The following is a 22,066-nucleotide window of genomic DNA, read 5'->3' as shown; positions in this document are numbered from 1 at the left end:
CCGAAACGGACCCAAGGTTGCACCGGACGATCAGGCATCTCCGGAAGCCGGTCACCGGCGGTGCACGTTCCATCGAACGGCGAAGGTGATCGCTCGCGCATGAGGCACACTGGAACTTTGGTCCGTGACGACGGCCGCCATGGCGATGGCCACATGGGCCGAAGGGAAAGGGTGCCGCGCGTGAATGGTCCTCTGATCGTCCAGTCCGACAAGACCCTGCTGCTCGAAGTCGACCACGAGCGGGCGGACGACTGTCGTCGGGCGATCGCGCCCTTCGCCGAGCTGGAGCGGGCACCCGAGCACATCCACACCTACCGGGTGACCCCGCTGGGCCTGTGGAACGCGCGGGCGGCCGGGCACGACGCCGAGCAGGTCGTGGACGCGCTGGTCGAGTACAGCCGCTATCCGGTGCCGCACGCGCTGCTGGTCGACATCGCCGAGACGATGGACCGGTACGGGCGGCTGACGCTCAGCAAGCACCCGGCGCACGGGCTGGTGCTCACCACCACCGACCGGCCGGTCCTGGAGGAGATCCTGCGCTCCAAGCGGATCATCCCGCTGGTCGGCGCCCGGATCGACCCCGACACCGTCGCCGTGCACCCCTCCGAGCGCGGGCAGATCAAGCAGACCCTGCTGAAGTTGGGCTGGCCCGCCGAGGACCTCGCCGGGTACGTGGACGGCGAGGCCCACCCGATCGAGCTCGCCGAGGACGGCTGGGCGCTGCGGCCGTACCAGAAGCAGGCCGTGGAGAACTTCTGGCACGGCGGGAGCGGGGTCGTCGTCCTGCCCTGCGGGGCCGGGAAGACCCTGGTGGGCGCCGGGTCCATGGCGCAGGCGAAGTCGACCACGCTGATCCTGGTGACCAACACCGTCTCCGCGCGGCAGTGGAAGCACGAGCTGGTGAAGCGGACGAGTCTCACCGAGGACGAGATCGGCGAGTACAGCGGGACGCGGAAGGAGATCCGGCCCGTCACGATCGCCACGTACCAGGTCCTCACCACCAGGCGGAAGGGCGTCTACCCGCACCTGGAGCTCTTCGACTCCCGCGACTGGGGTCTGATCGTCTACGACGAGGTCCATCTGCTGCCGGCTCCTGTCTTCAAGTTCACCGCCGACCTGCAGGCGCGCAGGCGGCTCGGGCTGACGGCCACCCTCGTGCGCGAGGACGGCCGGGAATCGGACGTGTTCTCCCTCATCGGGCCCAAGCGGTTCGACGCCCCGTGGAAGGAGATCGAGGCGCAGGGCTACATCGCACCCGCCGACTGCGTGGAGGTGCGGGTGAACCTGACGGACTCGGAGCGGCTGGCCTACGCCACCGCCGAGACCGAGGAGAAGTACCGCTTCTGTGCGACCACCGCGACCAAGCGGAAGGTCACGGAGGCGATCGTGAAGCGCTTCGCGGGGCAGCAGATCCTCGTCATCGGCCAGTACATCGACCAGCTGGACGAGCTGGGCGAGCACCTCAACGCCCCGGTCATCAAGGGCGAGACCTCCAACGCCCAGCGCGAGAAGCTCTTCGACGCCTTCCGCGAGGGCGAGATCAGCGTGCTGGTCGTCTCGAAGGTCGCCAACTTCTCCATCGACCTGCCGGAGGCGACGGTCGCCATCCAGGTGTCGGGCACCTTCGGGTCGAGGCAGGAGGAGGCACAGCGGCTGGGACGGGTGCTGCGCCCCAAGGCCGACGGCCACCAGGCCCACTTCTACTCGGTCGTCGCCCGCGACACCATCGACCAGGACTTCGCCGCCCACCGGCAGCGGTTCCTGGCGGAGCAGGGGTACGCCTACCGGATCATGGACGCGGACGAGCTGCTGGCGGAGGGCTGAGAGCCGTCCGGCGGGGCGGCGCCGGGCCGCCCGTCCTGCGGGGTGCCGCTCCGCCGTCGTAGGGCGACCGCGGCGCCCGCCAGCAATGCCAACCCCAGGAGGGGGTACGGCGATGCGCACGGCTGCTGCCACCCCGGCAGGTGCAGGTCGCGGTCGCCCGCGTGGGGCACCAGCCACATCGTGCGGGCCGTGAAGACCAGTGCCGCCGCGGCCGCGAGGAGGGTTCGCCCCTCGGCCAGCAGAACCGCCAGCAGCGGGACGCACCACACCCAGTGGTGGGACCAGCTGATCGGGCAGACCAGCAGGGCCGTGAACGCGGTGAGCAGGATGCCCCAGCGGTCGGAGCCGTGGACGCGACGGGCGCGGGTGGCCAGCCACAGGCCCGCCGCCGCCACCAGCGCCGCCGGGAGCACCCAGGCCAGGCCCGGTGCCGGCGTGCCCGTGGCCCTGGCGACCAGGCCCTGGAGCGACTGGTTGTCGATGATCCAGGCCTTGCCGACCCGGCCGGTCTCGTACAGGCGTCGCGTCCAGAAGTCCACGGTGGGCGCCGGGAGGAGCAGGGCGCCGAGCAGGACCGTGCCCGCGAAGGACGCCGTCGCGGTGGCTGCCTCCTTTCTGCGCGCGGTGAGGAACAGGTAGGCGATGAAGATCGCCGGGGTGAGCTTGACGCCCGCTGCGATGCCCAGGGCCAGGCCCTTGGCGCGGGCGCCGGGCGGGCGGGTGAGGTCCCACAGGACCAGGCCGGTGATCGCCAGGTTGACCTGGCCGAAGAGCAGCGTCTGGGAGACCGGCTCCAGCCAGAGGGCGAGTGCGGTCGCCGCGCAGAGCAGCGGGAGGGGTGCCGTGCGGCCGGCCAGACGGGCGGAGAGGGCGAGGAGCCAGGCGAGCAGGAGCGCGTTGCCCGCGAGGAAGAGGGCCTTCAGGGCCGGGACGGGGATCCCGCTCGCCGGGACGAACAGGACCGCCGCGAAGGGCGGATACGTCGCCGGCAGCCGCCACTCGGTGACCGTGAAGCCGTACAGATCACCGCCGTGGACCACGGCTTCGCCCTCGGCCCGGTAGACCAGCAGGTCGGCCATCGGGGCGCGGAGCAGGATGCAGAGGGCAGCGAAGGAGCAGAGGGAAACCGTCAGTAAGGAGAGGGACAGGAGAAGAGGCAGGGGTGAGCGGGAGGAGGCGGCAGGGGGTGACGTCACCGTCCGGTTCGGCACGGGGGTGACCCTATGCCGTTACTTGCGGCGTATGCCCGCTTCCTCGCCGTACTCACCGAGTATCGCGACGCTGAACGCCGCACTGACGAAGACCTTGACGGCGCGCAGGGCGTCGCCGAGGCGGTGGTGGGGCCGGGGGACCCCGTCGAGGGCTGTGGCGCCCGGGGGACGGCTGGGGGCTGGGTGGATGGTTGCTGCGCTCATGTCTCAATGGTGGAACTTCGGGTGCCGATACGGCATCGGTCCACGGGTCCAATTTCCGGCATCCCCCCGTCCACCCCCCGATGGACACCGTCCCCCACCTCCGACCCACCCTCCGGGTGACGCTTCCCCTAGGGGTTGCGGGACGGGTGCCACAGGAAATCCATTGGCCTCCCCCACCCCCACCTCACTAGAATCTCCGCTCTTGCCCGCCTCCGTCCCCGGAGTGCTGCCCACCCGTCTCCCACCACCACCCTCGACCGAGGCCCTCCGGGCCGCCCTGCTCTGCCGGACGGAAACCGGTCGGCTGATCCCCACCTGTGCGCCACCCACACCTGAGCGCCATCGAACCGCAGGCCTTCGGAGGCACCGCCTTGTCCACGCCCGCCCACGACCCGCTGACGGACCCGCACCCCGACCCCCTCCCCGACCCCCTCTCCCGCGAACGGTCCCACCTCGCCGAGTCCCGCGCCGCCCTGCGCGCCATGCGCGAGGACGTCGAGTCGCTGGACATCAGCGACGTCACCGCGAACTGGGTCAACGCCGAGGTCCTCGCCCGCCAGATGGAGGAGCGCATCAAGGCGCTGGCCGACCTCAGCGACACCCCGCTGTTCTTCGGCCGCCTGGACTACCTGCACGCCCCCGGCGCCGACCAGGCCGAGGGTGCGTACGGCGAGCGTTTCTACATCGGGCGCCGGCACGTGCACGACCACGACGGCGACCCGATGGTCATCGACTGGCGGGCGCCGGTCTCGCAGCCGTTCTACCGGGCCTCCAAGAAGGACCCGATGGACGTGGCGCTGCGCCGCCGCTTCGGGTACACCCGCGGCGACATCACGGCGTACGAGGACGAGCACCTCTCCGACCCGGCCGAGGCGGCCCGCACCAGCAAGCTGCTCCAGCAGGAGATCGAGCGCCCGCGCGTCGGCCCGATGCGCGACATCGTGGCGACCATCCAGCCCGAGCAGGACGAGATCGTGCGCAGCGGGCTCGGCGGCACGGTGTGCGTGCAGGGTGGCCCGGGGACCGGGAAGACGGCCGTCGGCCTGCACCGGGTCGCGTACCTCCTCTACGCCCACCGGGAACGGCTGGCCCGCACCGGCACCCTGGTCATCGGGCCGAACCGCTCCTTCCTGCACTACATCGAGCAGGTGCTGCCCGCGCTGGGTGAGCTGACCGTGCAGCAGGCGACGGTGGACGACCTGGTGGCCCGTGACGTCGACATCCGCGGCACCGACGACGCGCCCGCCGCGGTCATCAAGGGCGACGCCCGGATGGCGGAGGTCCTGCGCAGAGCCGTCTACGCGCACGTCACGCCGCCCACCGAACCGGTCGTGGTGGTGCGCGGCTCCCGACGCTGGCGGGTCCCGGCGTACGAACTGGAGGACATCGTCCGCGAGTTGCTGGACCGGGGCATCCGGTACGGCGCCGCGCGCGAGGCCCTGCCGCAGCGCATCGCGCACGTCGTGCTGGTCCAGATGGAACGCGCGGGAGAGGCGCCCGACGACCGCGTGCAGGACTCGGTGGCCCGCAACGCGGCGGTGAAGGCGGCCGTCAAGCAGGTCTGGCCGCCGGTCGACCCGGCGAAGCTCGTGCTGCGCCTGCTCACGGACGCGGACTTCCTCGCGGAGCACGCCGCCGGGATCCTCGACGAGGACGAGCAGAAGACGATCGTATGGGCGAAGCCGGTGCGCAGCGTCAAGGCGGCCAGGTGGTCGGCCGCGGACGCGGTGCTGATCGACGAGACGACGGACCTCGTCCAGCGCACCCACTCGCTCGGCCATGTCGTCCTGGACGAGGCGCAGGACCTCTCCCCGATGCAGTACCGCGCGGTCGGCCGCCGCTGCACCACCGGTTCGGCGACCGTCCTCGGCGACCTGGCGCAGGGCACCACGCCCTGGGCGACGCGAAGCTGGGCCGAGGCCCTGTCCCACCTCGGCAAGAACGACGGGGTGATCGAGGAACTGACGGCGGGTTTCCGCGTGCCGACCGACGTCATCACCTACGCCTCCCGGCTCCTCCCGCACATCGCCCCGGGCCTCACCCCGGTCGCCTCGGTCCGTGAGAACCCGGGGTTCTTCGCACTCCGCCCCGTCACGGACACCGCCGACGTGGTCGCCGCGTGCGAGGAGCTGCTCCGCAACGAGGGCTCGACGGGCCTGATCGCGGCGGACGCGCGTGTGCCCGAACTCGCGGCGGCGCTGACGGCGGCGGGCATCGGCCACCTGGCCCCCGGCGAGGAGACCACGGCCGAGACCCGCCTCACCCTGGTCCCGGCGTCACTGGCCAAGGGCCTGGAGTACGACTACGTGGTCCTCGACGAGCCCCAGGCCGTGGTCGACGGCGAACCGGACGAACGCACCGGCCTGCGCCGCCTGTACGTGGCCCTCACCCGAGCGGTCTCCGGCCTGATCGTGACCCACACGGCGCCGCTGCCGCCGCAGCTGGCCTGAGCGGCGCCGGACTTTCACCGCTTCCCCGGCGACGGCGACCGGGCCACCGCTCAGAGCGCCTCCGGCAGTGCCTTCAGCACGGCGTCCAGCAGCCCGGGGAAGCGGGCGTCCAGAGCGGTGCGGCGCAACTGGACGTAACGGTTGCGGCCGACCGCGCGGGTCGAGGTGAGCCCGGCCTCGCGCATGATCTTCAAGTGGTGCGAGACGGTCGACTTGTGCAGGTGGCCGACGCCGAGCGCGTCGGGCGCGCAGCTGAACTGCTCACCGCTCGCGTACTTCTTCAGCAGCATGAGCCGCACCGGATCGCCGAGTGCGTGCAACACCCTGACCAGCTCGATCTCCTCAGCGTCCGGCTGCGGGAGCCACTCGCCGTCCTCGTCGCCCACGGGCACACCCTCCTCCATACCGTTTGACAATCATCCAACAGTCCCTATTGTTTGACCAACGTCAAACCGTCATGTGCATCTGCGCATCGGACGTATGGGGGACTCGTGCGCTTACGCCTGCTCCTGCTCGCTCTCGGCACCTTCGCCGTCGGCACCGACGGCATGGTGACGGCCGGCATCCTGCCGCTCGTCGCCCGCGATCTGAACGTCTCCGTCTCGGTCGCCGGACAGGTGGTGACCGTCTTCGCCCTCGCCTACGGCATCCTCGCCCCCGTCCTGGCCACGGTGACCGCCCGCTGGTCCCGCCGCCACGCCCTGCGCACCGCACTGGCCGTGTTCACCGCAGCCAACGCCCTCACGGCACTGGCCCCCTCGTACGGCGCCCTGCTCGGCACACGCGTGCTGGCGGCCGTGGGGGCCGCCCTCTACACCCCCACCGCGAGCGCGGTCGCGACCTCGCTGGTGCCGCCGGAGCGGCGCGGGCGGGCCGTCGCCGTGGTGATGGGCGGGCTGACGGTCGCGACGGCGCTCGGGGTGCCGCTGGGCACCTGGATCGGCCGGACGGACTGGCGGCTGACGATGTGGCTGGTGACAGGGCTGGGCGCGGCCGCCTTCGCCGGTCTGGCCGCGCTGCTGCGGGAACTCCCCCAGCCGGCCGTCGCGTTGACGCTCAGGGAGCGGCTGGCACCGCTTGCCGACCGGCGGGTCGTGGGTGCGGCGGCCACCACGTTCCTGATCTTCGTGGCCTTCCAGACGACCTACATCTACTACACGGTGGCCACCTCCCCCGCGACCCGCGGCTCCCAGGACCGACTGACCCTGCTACTCCTGGTCAGCGGCATCGCGGCAGTGGCCGGCTCGCAGCTGGGCGGCCGGCTGGTGGACGCGTGGGGACCGCGCGTGGTGGTGTTGTCGGCCCTCACGGCCTACACGGCGGTGGCGGCCGCCGCACCCTGGACGCTGCGCACCATGCCGACGGCGCTCGCCGCGTCGGCGGTCACGCCGGTGATCGGCTGGGCGCTGGCGGTCGCCCAGATCACCCGGATCACCGCCATCGCGCCCGCCGACGCACCGGTCCTGGTGTCGTTGAGCAGCAGTGCGACGTACCTGGGGATGGCCGCGGCGGGAGGCACGGGGAGTCTCGCGCTGTCCCTGTTCGGAGACCGCTGGTTCCTGCTGGCGGGAGCGGGCATCGCGGTACTGGCCCTGGCCGTGGCGACGGTGACCACGGCCCCCGGGGAGTCTCCCGAAGGCCCTCACCCCGTGCGGGTACGCGAGGACACGGCACGGCCACTCGGCGGCCACCCGCGTTGACGACGGACCTCGGGCGGCGACGGCAGGCTGGGCGGATGCCGCGCGGGCCCTCCCCCCTCGTCGATCCTCGCCCTCGTTCGCGGCCGGGGTCTCAGATCAACGCGCTGCCGCGTCCTCCGCCCCCTCCAGCACCCGGCGCCAGGACCGCACGGCCTCCTCCGACACCGGCCCGGCCCAGCCGTCCGGCCGGGCCGCGCCGCCGATGTGGAAGGCATCGATGCCCGCCGCCCGCAGCCCGGGTACGTGATCGAGCCGGAGGCCGCCGCCCACCAGGAGCGTCTGCTCGTACCCCGGCTCCCCGCGCCGTCCCGCCTCGGCCACCAGTCGGGGCAGCCCCTCGTCCACGCCCTCCGCGGCTCCCGCCGTGAGGTAGGTGTCGAGGCCCGGCAGGTCGGCGAGCTGCTTGCGCAGGGCGTCCCGGTCCGCGGCCCGGTCGATGGCCCGGTGGAAGGTCCAGCGGCAGCCGTCCAGCCCGGCCACCACCCGCTCCACCGCGTCCAGGTCCACCCCGCCGTCCGCGTCCAGGAACCCGAGCACGAACTGGTCGGCCCCGGCCGCCCGCAGCTCCCCGGCCACCCCCACCAGGCGGTCGGCGTCGCCCGCGGCGAATCCGTCCGCCAGCCGCAGCATCACGCGCAGGTCGATGTCGACGGCGGCCCGGATCGCGGTGAAGGTCCGGGGCGGCGGGGTCAGCCCGTCGGCCGCCATGTCGGTGACCAGTTCGAGACGGTCCGCGCCTCCGGCCTGGGCGGCGACCGCGTCCTCGGCGTCGAGGGCGATCACCTCCAGGACTGCACGCGTGCTCATAGGGCCCCTTCCGTGGTGTTCCCCGGGCACCTCCCGCGAGAGGCCTAGTCCGGAGGTCTAGTCCAATCCAGGGTACGCGCGGAACACCGGCGGCCGCGAGACCGCCCCCGTCACCCCACCGGCCCGCGTTCGGCCGTGGGGGTTCAGCCGTAGATGTTCAGCTCCGCCGCCTCCGCCCCCATCAGCTCGTACGACGCCCCGTCGGCCGACCGCCCGGTGTACAGCCGTACGAGCGTCGACGCGTCCCCGATGAAACGGGCCGGGGTCCGGGTGCCGCTGGTCTCGCCCAGCTGCAGCGGCTCGTCCACGTCGTCCAGGTCGGCGTGGAGCCGCAGATGTCCCCGCTTCCGGGTCACCCGGACCAGCAGGGAGAGTGCGTCGGGCAGGCCCGCGCCCGTGTAGGCGCCGGGTTCGCCGAGGGTGTCGCGGACGTCACCGGCGTGCACCCACTCGCCCAGGGCGACCGGGTCCAGAACCCCGTCCGCCCGTCCCGCGATCACGTCCCCGGCCTCCGTCATCCCGCGCTCCAGCTCGTCGAGGACCCGGGTTGTGGGCCAGTCGGCGCGCTCGGCGATGTCCCGGTCGTTCGACTCGGGCGAGAACACCCCGCGCTCGAAACGACTCTCCACCACCCGGGTCAGCACGGACGAACAGTGGGCGAGCACGTCCCGCACCGTCCACCCCGGACACGCGGCGGTGGGCAGCGCGAAGTCCGCGTCCGGCCGGGAGCGGAGGAGCGGGATCAGCGCGTCGCGCTCGACGGTGAGGAGACGGCCGGGAAGGAGGGGGTCGCGTGCGTTGTCAGCAGCAGTCATGGCTCCCACGCTAGGGGGATGTCAGTGGCGGGCGGGAGAATGGGGGCATGGCCGATCTCCGCGATCTCCGCTCCCGCTGGCGCGGCGCCCTGCTGACGGCGCGCGACGACGACTCCCGCCACCCCGACCCCGACCCGTACGCCGACGAACTGCTCCGCCGCTGGCAGGAGCCCCAGCGCCGGTACCACACGGTCGCCCATCTCGTCGCGGTCCTCGACCACATCGACGTCCTGGCGGAGTACGCGGACGACCCGGACCTGGTCCGGCTCGCCGCCTGGTTCCACGACGCGGTGTACCTGCCGGACCGGTCGGAGAACGAGGAGCGCTCGGCCCGCCTCGCCGAACGCGCCCTTCCGGAGGCCGGGCTCCCGGCGCGGCAGACCGTCGAGGTCGCCCGCCTGGTCCGGCTCACCGTCACCCACGACCCGGCCCCCGGCGACCGCAACGGCGAGGTCCTGTGCGACGCCGACCTCGCGATCCTCGCCGCCCCGCCCGCCGCGTACGCCGCCTACACCGCCGAGGTACGCGAGGAGTACCACTTCGTCCCGAACGACGCCTTCCGCGCGGGCCGTTCCGCGATCCTGCGCCAACTCCTCGATCTGCCCCAGCTGTTCAGAACGCCCCACGGCTGCACCGAGTGGGAGCCGACCGCCCGCTACAACCTCGCCGCGGAGCTGGAAATGCTGTCGACCGCCGACGATCCGGCGTCCTAGGGTGCGGCCCATGCGTGAAATGGGCGGGGACCAGGTGGAAGAGGCCGTCGCGGGCTGTGTGGCCGCGCTGCGGCCCGCGGTGGCGAGGGACTGGACGGGGGTGCAGGCCGGCAGGCTTGACTGGAACTGCCACGACACGGCGGTCCACGTCGCCGACGACCTCATCGCGTACGCCGCCAATCTGGCCGGGCGCGCCCAGGACGCGTACGTGCCCTTCGAGCTCAGGCTCGACGACGGGACCGACAACTCCGGCCTGCTGCACGTGATCGAGACGACCGGCGCCCTGCTCGCCGCCGCCGTCCGCACCGCCTCCCGCCAGGTCCGCGCCTTCCACCCCTTCCCGTTCCGCAGCGCGGACCGCGCCGGCTTCGCCGCGATGGGCGTCGCCGAAGTGCTGCTGCACACCCACGACATGGCCACGGGCCTCGGGCTCGCCCACCGGCCCTCCGAAGAGCTCGCCGAGTCCCTCCTCGCCTGGCTCTTCCCGCACGTCCAGCCCGGCCCCGCCGCCTGGCCCACCCTTCTGTGGGCCACCGGCCGCGGCGAGCTGCCCGGCCGCGCGCCGGTCACCGGCTGGCGCTGGCACAACAACCTGGTCATCCCCGCCGAGCGCCTCGACCTCGTCGGCATCCGCCCCGCCCAGGCCCGTGACCTGCGCATCGGCGGCGACGGCGGCTTCGAGTGGCTCGACGGCGGCCCCTACGAGGGCACCCGCGACGCCGCCGGTTTCCTCCTCAAGGCGTACGAAGGAGGCGTCCACCGGCCGGAGTTCGGCGTCTTCGCCATGGTCCGCCGGGCGGACGGCCGCGCGGTCGGCGGCATCGGATTCCACTCCGCCCCGGACGAGGAGGGCCGGGTGGAGATCGGCTACGACCTGACCGAGGCCGCCCGCGGCCACGGCTACGCGACGGAAGCGCTCCGCGCCCTGGCCGACTGGGCCCTGGACCGCGACGACGTGCACACCCTGTTCGCCACCGTCGAGCCCTCCAACACCGCCTCCCAGGCGGTCGTCACCCGCGCCGGGTTCGGCAAGGTGAGCGAGGACGAGGAGGGGCTGGCCTTCGCGCTGCGGGCGGAGTAAGTCGACGTACGGGCGCAAGGGACCGTCAGCGGCGGGGCACGTCGCTCTTGCGCCGGCGCAGCCCCGCCCCGTGCAGCAGCCGGACCACCTCACGGCTGCTGACCTCCACCGCACCGGCCCGGACCGCGTCCGGGTAGCGGTGGGAGGGGATGTCGTAGTGGTCGCGCTCGAAGGCGCGGCGCAGTACGCCCATGTCCTCGGCGAAGGCGTGCAGTTCGGCGTACGAGACGTCGCTGACCAGGTGGGACCACATCCGGCCGTGGCCCGGCCAGTTCGGCGGATCGATGTACACCGTCATGAGAACTCCGTCATGAGGAGGCCGTCCCTCCGCCCAGGGAGCTGCCGAGGGAGCCGACCGAGGCGACCTTCACGCCCGCCTTGTGGCACACCCAGTGCGGGTCCGGGCCGAGTTCAGGTTCGACGTCCAGGGCGTGCGGGTCGCCGGAGCCGCACACCGGGCACAGCGGCCAGCGGCCGTACCGCTCGAGGAGCGCGTCCTGTACGTCCTGGGCCACCAGGCCCGCCACGTACCCTGCGCCCTCCGGCCACTGCTCCACCCACCAGCGGCGCTGTACGACGGAGTCCTCGACCAGCGAGACCACGTCCGCCTCGGCGACCTCGCCCGCGACCAGGTCGGCGAGCACGAGGGCGCGGGCTGCGTGCAACGCCTGTTCCAAGGGGCTTACGGGGTCCATGGTCCTATTGTGCGCGGTCTTGACCGGTACCCGGCCCGAAAATATCTTTCACCTGTGACCGAGAACGTGAAGGAAATTTTCGGCGGCCGCGGAAGCGGTGGTGCGCCGCCGGCTCCCGCCGCCCTCGCGGCCAAGGTGCGGACCCTCGCGCCCTCCATGACCCGTTCCATGCAGCGCGTCGCCGAGGCCGTCGCGAGCGACCCCGCCGGCTGCGCGGCCCTCACGGTCACCGGCCTCGCGGAGCTGACCGGCACCAGCGAGGCGACCGTCGTCCGCACCGCCCGGCTGCTCGGTTACCCCGGCTACCGCGACCTGCGGCTCGCCCTCGCCGGGCTGGCCGCGCAGCAGCAGTCGGGGCGGGCGCCCGCGATCACCACCGACATCGCCGTCGACGACCCGATCGCCGACGTCGTCGCGAAACTCGCCTACGACGAGCAGCAGACCCTCGCGGACACGGCTGCCGGTCTCGACACGGTGCAGCTGGGGGCCGCCGTCAGCGCGCTCGCCGGGGCGCGGCGGACGGACGTGTACGGCATCGGGGCGTCGGGGCTGGTCGCCCAGGACCTCACGCAGAAGCTGCTGCGGATAGGGCTGATAGCGCACGCCCACAGCGATCCGCATCTCGCGGTCACCAACGCGGTGCAGTTGCGGGCCGGGGACGTGGCGATAGCGATCACGCACTCCGGGTCGACCGGTGACGTCATAGAGCCGCTGCGGGTGGCCTTCGAACGGGGGGCCACGACCGTCGCGATCACCGGGCGGCCGGGGTCGTCGGTGACGCAGTACGCCGACCACGTGCTGACGACGTCGACCGCGCGGGAGAGCGAGCTGCGGCCGGCGGCGATGTCGTCGCGGACCGGGCAGTTGCTGGTGGTGGACTGCCTGTTCGTGGGGGTGGCGCAGCGGACGTACGAGGCGGCTGCGCCGGCGTTGGCGGCGTCGTACGAGGCGTTGGCTCATCGGCACCGGAATGTGCCTCGATAGACCGTAGGTGGACGAGTTGTGGAGCGTGTGCGGGCCGGATGCGGCTGATCGCACAGTTCCTCCCCCAGCGCCCCTGTGGGGTTGCACTGGACCGCATCAGAAAGAGCTGTTCTCCATGACCACCGAACACCGCTCCCTCCGTGGCGAGCTCGAGACGCTCACCACCGAGGCGTTCCGGCCCGAACTCGCCGAGATCGACACGCTGGCCACCCTCGACATCGCGCGGCTCATGAACGGTGAGGATGCCGGGGTGGCCGCCGCCGTGGCTCTGCGGCTGCCGCAGATCTCGGCCACGATCGACGCGATCGCCGCCCGGATGGCCCAGGGCGGCCGCCTGGTCTACGCCGGGGCCGGTACCGCCGGGCGGCTCGGGATCCTGGACGCCTCGGAGTGCCCGCCCACCTTCAACACCCGGCCCGGTCAGGTCGTCGGGGTCATCGCGGGCGGCCCTGCGGCCGTGGTCACGTCCGTGGAAGGGGCCGAGGACTCGGCGGAGCTGGCCCGCACGGACCTCGACGCGCTCGGGATCGGTGCCGCCGACACCGTCGTCGGCGTCTCGGCCTCCGGCCGCACCCCCTACGCCGTCGGCGCCGTCGAGCACGCCCGCGCCCTGGGCGCCCTCACCGTCGGCCTCTCCTGCAACCCGGGCAGCGCGCTCGCGGCCGCCGCCGAGCACGGGATCGAGGTCGTCGTCGGCCCCGAGCTGCTCACCGGCTCCACCCGCCTCAAGGCCGGCACCGCCCAGAAACTCGTCCTCAACATGCTGTCGACGATCACGATGATCCGGCTCGGCAAGACCTACGGGAACCTGATGGTCGACGTCCGCGCCTCGAACGAGAAGCTGCGGGCCCGTTCGCGGCGGATCGTGGCGCTCGCCACGGGCGCGGCGGACGACGAGATCGAGGCGGCCCTCACGGCCACCGACGGCGAGGTCAAGCCCGCCATCCTGGTGATCCTGGCCGGTGTCGACGGGCCCACCGCAGCCCGCCTTCTGGAGGAGACCGGCGGTCATCTGCGCGCGGCGCTCACCGCGACGGGCGGCTGACGCGCACGCTCGGGGGGTGCAGAGATCGTCGTACGACACCGCCGCCGCGCTGCTGCCCCTGGTGGGCGGCCCCGGGAACGTCACCTCCGTCGCGCACTGCATGACCCGGCTGCGGCTGGGCATCGCCGACCGGGAGGGGGTCGACGCGGAGGCGGTGCGGGCGGTGCCCGGGGTGCTGGGGGTGGTGGCCGACGGGGACACCCTCCAGGTGGTGATCGGGCCGGGTGCGGTGGTGGCGGTGACCGCCGAGTTCGAGACACTGCTCGGCGCCGCCGGGACGGCCCATCGCGCGCCGGGGGGCGACCTGCCGGGCGACTTCGAGTCGGGCGGCCCCCGGTCGGCCGCGGCGTCACCGCAACCCCATGGGGGCGCTGGGGGTACCCCCGGCCGGAGGCCGGGGGAGGTACTGCGCGAGCAACCACGACGCACCCGCACCCGGCCCGGCAACGACGCCGCCGCGGACCTCGCCGCCCGTGGCGCCGAACTGAAAGCGGCCCGTGCCCGGCGCAACGCGACCCCCCTCAAGACCGCCCTCCGCCGTGTCGCCGACGTCTTCGTGCCGCTGATCCCGGCCCTGATCGGCTGCGGGATCCTCGCCGGTCTCGACGGACTCCTCGTGAACGCCGGCTGGCTGCCCTGGCTGACCCCCGCCCTCGCCGCCGTCGCCTCCGGCTTCATGGCCCTGATCAGCGTCTTCGTCGGCTACAACACGGCGAAGGTGTTCGGCGGGACACCCGTGCTCGGGGGTGCGGTCGCGGCGATCGTGGTCTATCCGGGCGTGGCGAAGGTGACGGCCTTCGGGGTCGCGCTCTCCCCCGGGCAGGGCGGTGTCCTCGGCGCCCTGGCCGCCGCCCTGCTCGCGACGTACGTCGAGAAGGGGTGCCGGGGGCGCGTCCCGGACGCCCTCGACGTGCTCCTCACCCCCACCGTCACCGTCCTCGTCGCAGGTCTTGCCACCCTCTACGGCCTCATGTACGCCGCCGGTCTCGTCTCCTCCGCCATCGGCACCGCGGCCACCTGGCTGCTGGCCACCACCGGCCCGTTCGCGGGCCTGGTCCTCGGCGGCCTCTTCCTGCCCCTCGTCATGCTGGGGCTGCACCAGGCCCTGATCCCCCTCCACACCACCCTCATCCAGCAGCAGGGCTACACCGTGCTGCTCCCCCTCCTCGCCATGGCGGGCGCCGGCCAGGTGGGCGCGGCCCTCGCCGTCTACGCCCGCCTCCGCCACCACACACAGCTCCGTACGACGATCAGGTCGGCGCTCCCGGCAGGCCTGCTGGGCGTCGGCGAGCCCCTGATCTACGGCGTCTCGCTCCCTCTCGGCCGCCCCTTCCTCACCGCCTGTGCGGGCGGGGCGGCGGGCGGCGCCTTCGTCGGCTTCTTCGCGGTCCTCGGCGACCGGGTGGGCGCCACCGCCATCGGCCCCTCGGGCTGGGCCCTGTTCCCCCTCCTCACCGGGAACAGGGGCCCGGCCCTGGCGGCGGCGATCTACGCGGGCGGCCTGCTGACCGGTTACGCCGTGGGCTTCCTGGCGACGTACGTCGGCTTCAGCGGCGCAGGTGTTCCGGGGGCCCCGGGTGACCCGTCACCTCGGCGATCCAGGTGAGGACGTCACCGGCGACCGAGTGGCGGCGTCCGCGAGGATCGCCCGGAGCCGCGCCAGGCATTCGGCGACGAAGGCGGGGAAGGTCCGCCAGTAGTAGGCGACTCCGCTGACACCGACGGCGATCGCCCAGGCACGGGCCCGTGTCCAGGTCGGATCGTCGAGGCCCATGGCGTCCCAGTAGGCCTGCCGCGCCTCCTGCGGCAGGTCCCAGAGCACGGAGTGCTCGGCGTCCGGATGGCCGACCGAGAGCGACCCGAAGTCGATGACCGCGTGCAGCCTGCCCTGCCGGACCAGGAGGTTGGTGGGCTTGAGGTCGCCGTGCAGCCATACGTGCGGTCCCCGGGGCTCGGGCAGCGCGAGCGCCGCCCGCCACAGCCGCTCCAGGGTCGCGACATCGAGTTCGTCCCCGGCGACCGCACGGCATTGCTCGAGATACGGACCGACCCAGTCGTCACAATCCCGCAGGCTGCCTCCGCGGTACCAGCTCAGGTCAGCCGTGCGCGCCGCCCCCATGAGGCCGATGCCGTGCAGCTCCCGCACGACGGCCGCCAGGTCGGCGCCGAAGGCGGCCCAGTCCCGGACGGTGTCCGGACCGGCCTCGTCACCGTCGATCCACCGGTAGACCGACCAGCGGGCCGGATAGGCGCCGGTGGGCATCCCGGCGTGGACGGGCTCGGGAACGGGGCACGAAAGGGAGGGTGCCAGGCGCGGCAGCCACTCCTGCTCCTTCCGCAGAGCCCGGCCCTTCTCCACGGTCCGGGGCAGACGCACCAGCAGGTCGTCGCCCAGCCGGTACATGGTGTTCTCCGTGCCCGCTCCGACACGCGACAGGGGCAGACCGGCCCACGCCGGGCGCTGAGCCGCCAACAGGGTCCGGATCAGCGTCTCGTCGACCGGAATCTCGCCCTCGTGAAGAGTCACGTCGGCAGTCTCACCTCCGGGCGGCGCCCGGAGCCAACGGAATTTCCCCGACCCGGCGGCCGTGCCGCCGGGTTCAGCCGCCGCAGCCGCACCTTCCTGCCACAGGACCGGTCGGCCGTCGTCGACGGTGTCAGGAACCGTGGTCGTGGCCCCGAGGGCGCCGCGCCAGTGTCTGGGCGCGGGCGGTGATGCCGGCCGGGGAGACGACGGCGAGGCCGGCGAGTACGTCCTCCAGGGCGCCCAGCCACAACTGGTAGTACCGGTACGGCTCGTCGCGGGGCGCGGCCGCGATGCGGGCGATCAGCGCGCTCTGGAACTGCGGCCAGGTGAACGTGCCCGTCTCGCACAGGCTGACGGCCATGCCGAAGGCGCGGCTCTCCCACGGCTCGGCGAAGGTCAGTTCGCCGTTGGAACGGGGCGGCGCGGCCGGCCCGTCGATGTCGAGGGGCGCGGTCACGGGGCCGTCACCTTGGCCACGCCGACCATCGCGTCCCGGGTGACCAGTGGCACGAGTTCCGCCTCGGACAGATGGCCGGAGCCGGCCGGCCGCTCGGGCAGGACCAGCCAGCGGACCTCGCTGGTGGAGTCGTGGACGGTGATCTGCACGTCGTCGTCGAGTGCGAGCCCCATCTCGGCCAGCACCCGGCGGGGCTCCTTCACGACGCGGGCGCGGTAGGCGGGGTCCTTGTACCAGCTGGGCGGGAGGCCGAGCACCGGCCACGGGTAGCAGGAGCACAGCGTGCACACGACCACGTGGTGCGTGGTGGGGGTGTTCTCCACGACGACGATGTGCTCGCCCTGGGGTCCGGAGAAGCCGAGTTCCCTGATGGCGGCGGTGCCGTCGCGGAGCAGCCGGTCCCGGTACTCCGGGTCGGTCCAGGCCCTGGCGACGACCTTGGCGCCGTTGAGGGGACCGACGTTGGTCTCGTACTCCGTGATGATCCCGTCCATCACCCTGGGGTCGATCAGGCCCCGTTCGGTCAGCAGTTGCTCCAGCGCCTCGGTGCGCAGGGCCGGGGGCGGGCGTTCGCCGGATCCGGCGGTGGTCATGCGGCGGCCTCCAGGTAGCTCTCGTACATCTCGGCGGTGAGGGCGAAGGGTTCGGCGTCGGCGCCCCACAGGTCGCGGGAGTCGAACCGCACCGAGTAGACGTACTGCGGGTTCTCACCCTGGAAGTGGGCGTTGGTGTCCGGCAGCACGGCGGCGGGCTGCACGGCCTGGACGGTGCCGGTGTGGCCGCGGGCGTAGCGCGGCAGCCGGGTGTGTCCGGGCACGGACGCGGCGCGGGTCCGCACCCGCTCGCCGACGGCGAAGGCGGGCGGGGTGTCCAGGGTGCGCAGCGAGCCCTCGGCGGTCGGCGTGTAGTCGGGCCGGTGGGGCTCGGGGCTCGGGGGCTCCGTGACGTGTTCGCCGCGCAGGTTGCGGGCACGGGCGTCGACCGCGCCGGACGCGAGGACGGCACTGTCGCGGAGCATCAGTTCCCCGCCGTTGAGCCAGCGGCCGTAGTAGCCGTCGTCGAAGTACGCCGCCCGGTCCAGTCGCTCCAGCGCGTGCCGGAAGGCGTCCGTGTTGACGCCCCCGGCCGCGACCCGGCTGGAGAGGATCGCCAGCGCGAAGGCCCGGCGCTGCCAGGGTTGCGAGAAGACCGGTTCGTCACGCACCGGCGGCCGGACCGGTCCCCATCCGGGTGTGCCGCCCAGGTCGGCGATACCGTCCATGACAGAGCTCCCATACGGGACAAAAGGGCTACACCTGAAGCGTAGGCGACGGTCCGTGCCGCGTCCCGCCCACCCGGGCGCCTGTTCGCGGCCCGGACGTGCCTGAAGGCGGTGGTCGCATCACCTGACATCACTTCCCGACGGCGATGTCAGCGCCGTATGCCACGCTGGTCCCCATGAACCACTCCCAGCTCACCGCCCTGGGCCGGGCCCTTCGTCTCCTCGGTGAGCACGGGGAGGCGCTGACCGGCGACACCACCGACGGCAAGTTGCACGAGGTCAAGGACGACCTGCGGCGCGCGCTCGACCTGCTGGAGGAGAGCGTCAGCAGTGCCGCGCCCACCACCCGGTGCGCCGAACATCCCCAGGGGCCCGTGGACGAGAGCGCCCCCGATCTGTGTCTGCTGTGCGAGACGCGGCGGCGGGCCGCGCGGCGGTCGGAGTACGGCGGCGGGCCGAGGCCGGTGCCCGGCGAGGCCGCCGGTCCGTCCATGTCCCGGTACGGGGTGCGGGGCGACCGGCCGCAGCCGCAGCAGCGCTGGCTCCCGGAGGCGTGGAACGGCCGGGAGTGGGAGCTGTGCGGCACCCCCCGGCGCGACCGGCGCGAGGCCGAGCTGTATCTCGCCGCCCAGCGGCGCGGGTCCCGGCCGGCGATGGCGTACCGGCTGGTGCACGAGTTCACGGACTACGAGGTGCTCAGGGTGTGGGGCACGCCGGTGCACGTGGACATCGAGCCGCTGGGCAATCTTTAGCGGCCGGTGCCGCCATCCAGGCACTGAACGCCCGAACCCTTTGTGCCGGAGCGCCCTCCCGGGTACCTGAGCGGAGACACGCACGCGGAAGGGGTTCGGCGGGATGAAGATCGATCTGACGGGACGCACGGCGCTGGTCACCGGTTCCACGCAGGGCATCGGCGCGGCGATCGCCGTCGGCCTGGCCCGGGCCGGGGCCCGGGTGGGGGTCAACGGCCGGGACGCGCGGCGCGTCGAGGAGAGCGTGGCCCGGCTGAAGGAGCAGGCGCCGGGGGCCGATCTCGTGCCGGTCGCGGCGGACGTGACCGGCGAGGAGGGCGCCCGGCGGGCGGCGGAGGCGCTGCCCCAGGTGGACATCCTCGTCAACAACCTGGGGATCTTCGGCGCCGAGGACCCCTTGCGGATCACCGACGAGGAGTGGCGGCGCTACTTCGAGGTGAACGTCCTGGCCGCGGTGCGGCTGACCCGCCTCTTCCTGCCGGGCATGACCGAACGCGGCTGGGGGCGCGTCCAGTACATCGCCAGCGACTCCGCGGTCGTGATCCCCGCCGAGATGATCCACTACGGGATGTCGAAGACCGCGCTGCTCGCGGTGGGCCGCGGCTTCGCCAAGCAGGCCGCCGGTACGGGCGTCACGGTGAACTCCGTGATCGCCGGCCCCACCCACACCGGGGGCGTCGAGGACTTCGTCTACGAACTCGTCGACCGCGACCTGCCCTGGGACGAGGCCCAGCGCGTCTTCATGCGCGAGCACCGGCCGCAGTCGCTGCTGCAGCGCCTGATCGAGCCGGAGGAGATCGCCCACATGGTCGTCTACCTCAGCTCCGACCAGGCCTCGGCCACCACCGGCGGCGCCCTGCGGGTGGACGGCGGCTACGTCGACTCCATCCTGCCGTGACCGGTCCCGACGGCCGGCTCTGGACCACGCTTCCATTCTCTGACTAGAGTCAGAGAATGGACGCTGCACAGATCGACCAGGTACGGCGGTTCAACCGCACCGTCACCGAACGCGTGGGCGTGCTCCACGACCGCTACCTGGGCCGCGACCGGCCGATCGGCGAGGCCCGGCTGCTCTGGGAGATCGGCGAGCGGGGCCAGGACGTGCGACGGCTGCGCGAACGGCTCGGGCTCGACTCCGGGTACGTCAGCCGGCTGCTGCGTTCCCTGGAGGCCGACGGCCTGGTGGCGGTGGAGCCGCACCCGCAGGACAGGCGGGTGCGTACCGTGCGGCTGACGGAGAAGGGGCAGGCGGAGCGCACCCTGCTCGACGACCGCAGCGACGACCTGGCCGGTTCCCTGCTCCAGCCGCTCAACGCCGAGCAGCGGGCCCGGCTGGTCGCGGCCATGGCCGAGGTCGACCGGCTGCTGACCGCGGGGACGGTCACCCTGGACGTCGTGGACCCCGACCACCCTGACGCCCGGCACTGCCTGCTGGCCTACTTCGCCGAGCTGCAGGAGCGCTTCGACACCGGCTTCGATCCCGCGCGCAGCCTGCTGCCCGACGCGGGCGAACTCCGGCCGCCGCGCGGCCTGTTCCTGGTCGCCCGGCTGCACGGCGAGCCCATCGGCTGCGCGGGAGTAAAGCTGCCGCCCGGGGCGCCGGCCGAGATCAAGCGCATGTGGGTCGCCCCGCACGCCCGCAGACTCGGCCTCGCCCGCCGGTTCCTGACCGAGCTGGAGACACAGGCCGCCCGGCACGGCTACGACACCCTGCGCCTCGACACCAACAAGACGCTCAGCTCCGCGATCAACCTCTACCACTCCTACGGCTTCCAGGAGGTCCCCGCCTTCAACGACGAGCCCTACGCCCACCACTGGTTCGAGAAGCGGATCACCGCGCCGTCAGCCGAGCAGCGGTGACGGACTGAACTCGTACCCCTCCCACAGCCGCCTGCTCGTCTCCTCCGGGTACGCCGTCACCATGGGTGCCGAGTCCAGGACCTGGGTGGTGCGGGCCTCGGTGTCGTAGGCCGGCCAGCCCGGGTCGCCCGTTGCCGCGAAGGACGTCCACGCGGTGCGGAAGCGGGCGGAGAGGGCCTTGGCCTCGGCGGTGACGCCGCTGTCCGCCCAGAGGAGGTTGGCGAGGTCCGCCTCGAACGTGCCGAAGAGGAGCGGGATGTCCAGGCCGTGGCAGGCGCCGAGGAGGCCGCCGTTGCCCGGGGCGCCCCAGGTCAGCTCGTAGAGGTGGGCCCGGCCGCCGCCGGCGCTCTGCGCCTCCGCCAGGCGCAGGGACGGTATGGCGAACAGCCAGTCGGTCTGGACCCGCTCGTACAGGTCGCTCGGCGAGGCGTCGGGGTGGGCGGTCCGGTAGGCCTGGTCGCCCGCCGCGCCACCCGGCGCGAACAGGCGCAGGGCGCCGGTCGCCTGCTCCTCCGTGATCTTGCCGTACATCCCGCTCATGACCAGGAAGAGGCGGAACTCGTCGCGGTTGTGACCGACGAGAAGGTCCACGTCCCGGGCCGAGCCGGCGGCCAGGGCCTGCCAGGGGGTGATGGGCAGCACCTCGCCGTCGACCACCGGGGAGAACGGGGTGACCGTCGGCGCGATCTGCCCCCAACGGTCCACGTACTGGGGCATCTTGGCGCCGAGCGCCTGCCCGGCCTCGGTCAGCCGGCGCGGGTCGGTGGTCGCCAGGTCGGCCACCGTGGGGCGCAGGCCGGCCTCGGCCGCGAGCGCCCTGCCGATGTCCTCGGCCAGGTCGGGCGAGAAGAACGTGCCCGGGACGCTCTGGGCGATCGCCCGCCGGAACAGTCCGCGCGCCTTCGGCATCGCCAGCAGGGAGGCCACCGACCCGGCGCCCGCCGACTCGCCGAAGACCGTGACCCGGTCGGGGTCGCCGCCGAACGCCGTGATGTTCTCCCGCACCCACTCCAGCGCCGCCACCTGGTCCAGCAGGCCCCGGTTGGCGGGCGCCCCCTCGATGTGGGCGAAACCCTCCATGCCGACGCGGTAGTTGAGGGAGACCACGACCACGTCGCCGTCGCGGGCGATGTGCTGGGCGTCGTAACCGGGGCTGCCGGAGTGGCCCAGCTTGTAGGCGCCGCCGTAGATCCACACCATCACCGGGCGGCGGGCGGCCGGGTCCGGGGCGGGCGTCCACACGTTCACCGTCAGCCAGTCGTCGCCCTCGGGTGCGTCCAGGACCCCCGCGCGCCCCTGGATGCCCAGGTCCTGCGGGGGCGGCGGGCCGAAGGCGTACGCCTCACGCGTCCCGTCCCACGGGCGCGCCGGCCGCGGCGCGGCGAACCTGGCCGCTCCCACCGGAGGTTCGGCGAACGGTATCCCCCGGAAGACCGCCAGGCCGTCCTCCCGCAGGCCGCGCACGGCACCGGCGGCGGTGCGCACGACGGGGCCCTCGGTGGCGGCCGTCTGCCCGGCGGACTCGTTCGTGATCATGATCGCTCGCTTTCGACGGCGGGTTGCTGCCACTTCCCGCGACTGACTGACCGCTGCCGGTTTCACAGCCGGTCACCGATGAAACGTCCGGCGGCTCGCACGAGTGCCGAACACCCCTCACCCGTCAGGGTGAATCCAGACAGT

Annotated in this window: 23 protein-coding genes; 11 read left to right on the top strand and 12 right to left on the bottom strand. The window is 73.1% G+C overall.

The genetic code is table 11. The features are described 5' to 3' along the window. Positions 1-180 precede the first annotated feature (180 nt). Positions 181-1,824, top strand: a complete 1,644-nt coding sequence (locus JF597_RS27295) for a DNA repair helicase XPB (RefSeq protein ID WP_294001275.1) — start codon at positions 181-183, stop codon at positions 1,822-1,824. Here the strand turns inward: JF597_RS27295 and JF597_RS27290 are convergent. Together JF597_RS27290 and JF597_RS27285 are read right to left on the bottom strand one after the other, a co-directional pair. Continuing rightward, on the bottom strand, positions 1,782-2,903 hold the full coding sequence (locus tag JF597_RS27290; protein WP_366916449.1) for a glycosyltransferase 87 family protein: 1,122 nt from the start codon (positions 2,901-2,903) through the stop codon (positions 1,782-1,784). The two genes, JF597_RS27295 and JF597_RS27290, sit on opposite strands and share 43 nt — an antisense overlap. 150 nt (positions 2,904-3,053) lie before the next feature. Next, positions 3,054-3,239 (bottom strand): hypothetical protein, encoded by a 186-nt coding sequence (locus JF597_RS27285; protein WP_093501495.1) that lies wholly within the window; start codon positions 3,237-3,239, stop codon positions 3,054-3,056. A 482-nt stretch (positions 3,240-3,721) separates the two neighbouring features. Here JF597_RS27285 and JF597_RS27280 point away from each other — a divergent pair, with 482 nt between their 5' ends. Beyond that, positions 3,722-5,689: a UvrD-helicase domain-containing protein gene (locus JF597_RS27280; protein WP_294001310.1), complete on the top strand. Its 1,968-nt coding sequence runs from the start codon at positions 3,722-3,724 to the stop codon at positions 5,687-5,689. A 50-nt stretch (positions 5,690-5,739) separates the two neighbouring features. On the opposite strand, the gene JF597_RS27275 is transcribed toward JF597_RS27280, so the two are convergent. After that, positions 5,740-6,075 (bottom strand): helix-turn-helix domain-containing protein, encoded by a 336-nt coding sequence (locus tag JF597_RS27275; RefSeq protein WP_294001270.1) that lies wholly within the window; start codon positions 6,073-6,075, stop codon positions 5,740-5,742. A 105-nt stretch (positions 6,076-6,180) separates the two neighbouring features. Between JF597_RS27275 and JF597_RS27270 the strand changes: the two genes are divergently transcribed. After that, positions 6,181-7,389 (top strand): MFS transporter, encoded by a 1,209-nt coding sequence (locus JF597_RS27270; protein WP_294001268.1) that lies wholly within the window; start codon positions 6,181-6,183, stop codon positions 7,387-7,389. Between the two features lie 96 nt (positions 7,390-7,485). On the opposite strand, the gene JF597_RS27265 is transcribed toward JF597_RS27270, so the two are convergent. Next, positions 7,486-8,196 carry a copper homeostasis protein CutC gene (locus JF597_RS27265; protein ID WP_294001266.1) on the bottom strand — a complete coding sequence of 237 codons (711 nt, stop codon included), beginning with the start codon at positions 8,194-8,196 and terminating at the stop codon, positions 7,486-7,488. Between the two features lie 143 nt (positions 8,197-8,339). Beyond that, positions 8,340-9,011: a maleylpyruvate isomerase family mycothiol-dependent enzyme gene (locus tag JF597_RS27260; RefSeq protein ID WP_294001264.1), complete on the bottom strand. Its 672-nt coding sequence runs from the start codon at positions 9,009-9,011 to the stop codon at positions 8,340-8,342. A 47-nt stretch (positions 9,012-9,058) separates the two neighbouring features. Here JF597_RS27260 and JF597_RS27255 point away from each other — a divergent pair, with 47 nt between their 5' ends. Both JF597_RS27255 and JF597_RS27250 read left to right on the top strand, forming a co-directional pair. After that, positions 9,059-9,724, top strand: a complete 666-nt coding sequence (locus JF597_RS27255) for a hypothetical protein (protein ID WP_294001261.1) — start codon at positions 9,059-9,061, stop codon at positions 9,722-9,724. A gap of 10 nt (positions 9,725-9,734) precedes the next feature. Further along, complete coding sequence (locus JF597_RS27250) at positions 9,735-10,805, top strand: GNAT family N-acetyltransferase (protein ID WP_294001259.1); 1,071 nt, start codon at positions 9,735-9,737, stop codon at positions 10,803-10,805. Positions 10,806-10,830: 25 nt separating this feature from the next. Here JF597_RS27250 and JF597_RS27245 read toward each other — a convergent pair whose 3' ends face one another. Together JF597_RS27245 and JF597_RS27240 are read right to left on the bottom strand one after the other, a co-directional pair. After that, positions 10,831-11,103, bottom strand: a complete 273-nt coding sequence (locus tag JF597_RS27245; protein ID WP_294001256.1) for a DUF4031 domain-containing protein — start codon at positions 11,101-11,103, stop codon at positions 10,831-10,833. Positions 11,104-11,113: 10 nt separating this feature from the next. After that, complete coding sequence (locus JF597_RS27240) at positions 11,114-11,500, bottom strand: hypothetical protein (RefSeq protein WP_294001254.1); 387 nt, start codon at positions 11,498-11,500, stop codon at positions 11,114-11,116. A 54-nt stretch (positions 11,501-11,554) separates the two neighbouring features. Between JF597_RS27240 and JF597_RS27235 the strand changes: the two genes are divergently transcribed. The 3 genes from JF597_RS27235 (at position 11,555) to JF597_RS27225 (ending at position 15,135) form a co-directional block, all read left to right on the top strand. Next, positions 11,555-12,484, top strand: coding sequence for a MurR/RpiR family transcriptional regulator (locus JF597_RS27235; RefSeq protein WP_294001251.1), 930 nt, complete (start codon positions 11,555-11,557; stop codon positions 12,482-12,484). Positions 12,485-12,599: 115 nt separating this feature from the next. After that, positions 12,600-13,529 (top strand): N-acetylmuramic acid 6-phosphate etherase, encoded by a 930-nt coding sequence (gene murQ / locus JF597_RS27230; RefSeq protein ID WP_294001249.1) that lies wholly within the window; start codon positions 12,600-12,602, stop codon positions 13,527-13,529. Positions 13,530-13,545: 16 nt separating this feature from the next. Continuing rightward, positions 13,546-15,135, top strand: a complete 1,590-nt coding sequence (locus JF597_RS27225; protein ID WP_294001246.1) for a PTS transporter subunit EIIC — start codon at positions 13,546-13,548, stop codon at positions 15,133-15,135. Here the strand turns inward: JF597_RS27225 and JF597_RS27220 are convergent. The 4 genes from JF597_RS27220 to nthB all read right to left on the bottom strand — a co-directional run bounded on the left by JF597_RS27220 (position 15,115) and on the right by nthB (position 17,774). Then, positions 15,115-16,056 carry an aminoglycoside phosphotransferase family protein gene (locus JF597_RS27220; protein ID WP_294001243.1) on the bottom strand — a complete coding sequence of 314 codons (942 nt, stop codon included), beginning with the start codon at positions 16,054-16,056 and terminating at the stop codon, positions 15,115-15,117. The two genes, JF597_RS27225 and JF597_RS27220, sit on opposite strands and share 21 nt — an antisense overlap. Positions 16,057-16,186: 130 nt before the next feature. Next, positions 16,187-16,513 carry a nitrile hydratase accessory protein gene (locus tag JF597_RS27215; protein ID WP_294001240.1) on the bottom strand — a complete coding sequence of 109 codons (327 nt, stop codon included), beginning with the start codon at positions 16,511-16,513 and terminating at the stop codon, positions 16,187-16,189. Next, entirely contained in the window at positions 16,510-17,106 is a 597-nt protein-coding gene (nthA, locus tag JF597_RS27210; RefSeq protein WP_294001237.1) for a nitrile hydratase subunit alpha, read from the bottom strand. The genes JF597_RS27215 and nthA overlap by 4 nt, the downstream gene beginning before the upstream one ends. Continuing rightward, positions 17,103-17,774, bottom strand: coding sequence for a nitrile hydratase subunit beta (nthB, locus tag JF597_RS27205; protein WP_294001234.1), 672 nt, complete (start codon positions 17,772-17,774; stop codon positions 17,103-17,105). Before nthB ends, nthA begins: the two co-directional genes overlap by 4 nt. A gap of 176 nt (positions 17,775-17,950) precedes the next feature. On the opposite strand from nthB, the gene JF597_RS27200 reads away from it, so the two are divergent. The 3 genes from JF597_RS27200 (at position 17,951) to JF597_RS27190 (ending at position 20,386) form a co-directional block, all read left to right on the top strand. After that, entirely contained in the window at positions 17,951-18,526 is a 576-nt protein-coding gene (locus JF597_RS27200; RefSeq protein WP_294001232.1) for a hypothetical protein, read from the top strand. A 103-nt stretch (positions 18,527-18,629) separates the two neighbouring features. After that, positions 18,630-19,424: an SDR family oxidoreductase gene (locus tag JF597_RS27195; RefSeq protein WP_294001229.1), complete on the top strand. Its 795-nt coding sequence runs from the start codon at positions 18,630-18,632 to the stop codon at positions 19,422-19,424. Between the two features lie 56 nt (positions 19,425-19,480). Then, a complete protein-coding gene (locus tag JF597_RS27190) occupies positions 19,481-20,386 on the top strand; it encodes a helix-turn-helix domain-containing GNAT family N-acetyltransferase (RefSeq protein ID WP_294001227.1) in 906 nt (301 codons plus the stop codon). Here JF597_RS27190 and JF597_RS27185 read toward each other — a convergent pair. Further along, positions 20,369-21,922: a carboxylesterase family protein gene (locus JF597_RS27185; protein ID WP_294001225.1), complete on the bottom strand. Its 1,554-nt coding sequence runs from the start codon at positions 21,920-21,922 to the stop codon at positions 20,369-20,371. The genes JF597_RS27190 and JF597_RS27185 overlap by 18 nt on opposite strands. Positions 21,923-22,066: the final 144 nt, after the last annotated feature.

This window comes from Streptomyces sp., assembly GCF_019510245.1.
Classification (GTDB): domain Bacteria; phylum Actinomycetota; class Actinomycetes; order Streptomycetales; family Streptomycetaceae; genus Streptomyces.
Note: the sequence above shows the minus strand (reverse complement) of the source record. Positions and strands in the feature narration are given on the sequence as shown.

Coding starts and splice junctions, on each gene's coding strand:
- JF597_RS27260 (WP_294001264.1), bottom strand. CDS start 9,011: ATGACTGCTGCTGACAACGCACGCGACCCCCTCCTTCCCGGCCGTCTC.
- JF597_RS27285 (WP_093501495.1), bottom strand. CDS start 3,239: ATGAGCGCAGCAACCATCCACCCAGCCCCCAGCCGTCCCCCGGGCGCC.
- JF597_RS27200 (WP_294001232.1), top strand. CDS start 17,951: ATGAACCACTCCCAGCTCACCGCCCTGGGCCGGGCCCTTCGTCTCCTC.
- JF597_RS27250 (WP_294001259.1), top strand. CDS start 9,735: ATGCGTGAAATGGGCGGGGACCAGGTGGAAGAGGCCGTCGCGGGCTGT.
- murQ (WP_294001249.1), top strand. CDS start 12,600: ATGACCACCGAACACCGCTCCCTCCGTGGCGAGCTCGAGACGCTCACC.
- nthB (WP_294001234.1), bottom strand. CDS start 17,774: ATGGACGGTATCGCCGACCTGGGCGGCACACCCGGATGGGGACCGGTC.
- JF597_RS27265 (WP_294001266.1), bottom strand. CDS start 8,196: ATGAGCACGCGTGCAGTCCTGGAGGTGATCGCCCTCGACGCCGAGGAC.
- JF597_RS27290 (WP_366916449.1), bottom strand. CDS start 2,903: ATGGCCGACCTGCTGGTCTACCGGGCCGAGGGCGAAGCCGTGGTCCAC.
- JF597_RS27280 (WP_294001310.1), top strand. CDS start 3,722: ATGCGCGAGGACGTCGAGTCGCTGGACATCAGCGACGTCACCGCGAAC.
- nthA (WP_294001237.1), bottom strand. CDS start 17,106: ATGACCACCGCCGGATCCGGCGAACGCCCGCCCCCGGCCCTGCGCACC.
- JF597_RS27195 (WP_294001229.1), top strand. CDS start 18,630: ATGAAGATCGATCTGACGGGACGCACGGCGCTGGTCACCGGTTCCACG.
- JF597_RS27255 (WP_294001261.1), top strand. CDS start 9,059: ATGGCCGATCTCCGCGATCTCCGCTCCCGCTGGCGCGGCGCCCTGCTG.
- JF597_RS27185 (WP_294001225.1), bottom strand. CDS start 21,922: ATGATCACGAACGAGTCCGCCGGGCAGACGGCCGCCACCGAGGGCCCC.
- JF597_RS27190 (WP_294001227.1), top strand. CDS start 19,481: ATGGACGCTGCACAGATCGACCAGGTACGGCGGTTCAACCGCACCGTC.
- JF597_RS27245 (WP_294001256.1), bottom strand. CDS start 11,103: ATGACGGTGTACATCGATCCGCCGAACTGGCCGGGCCACGGCCGGATG.
- JF597_RS27240 (WP_294001254.1), bottom strand. CDS start 11,500: ATGGACCCCGTAAGCCCCTTGGAACAGGCGTTGCACGCAGCCCGCGCC.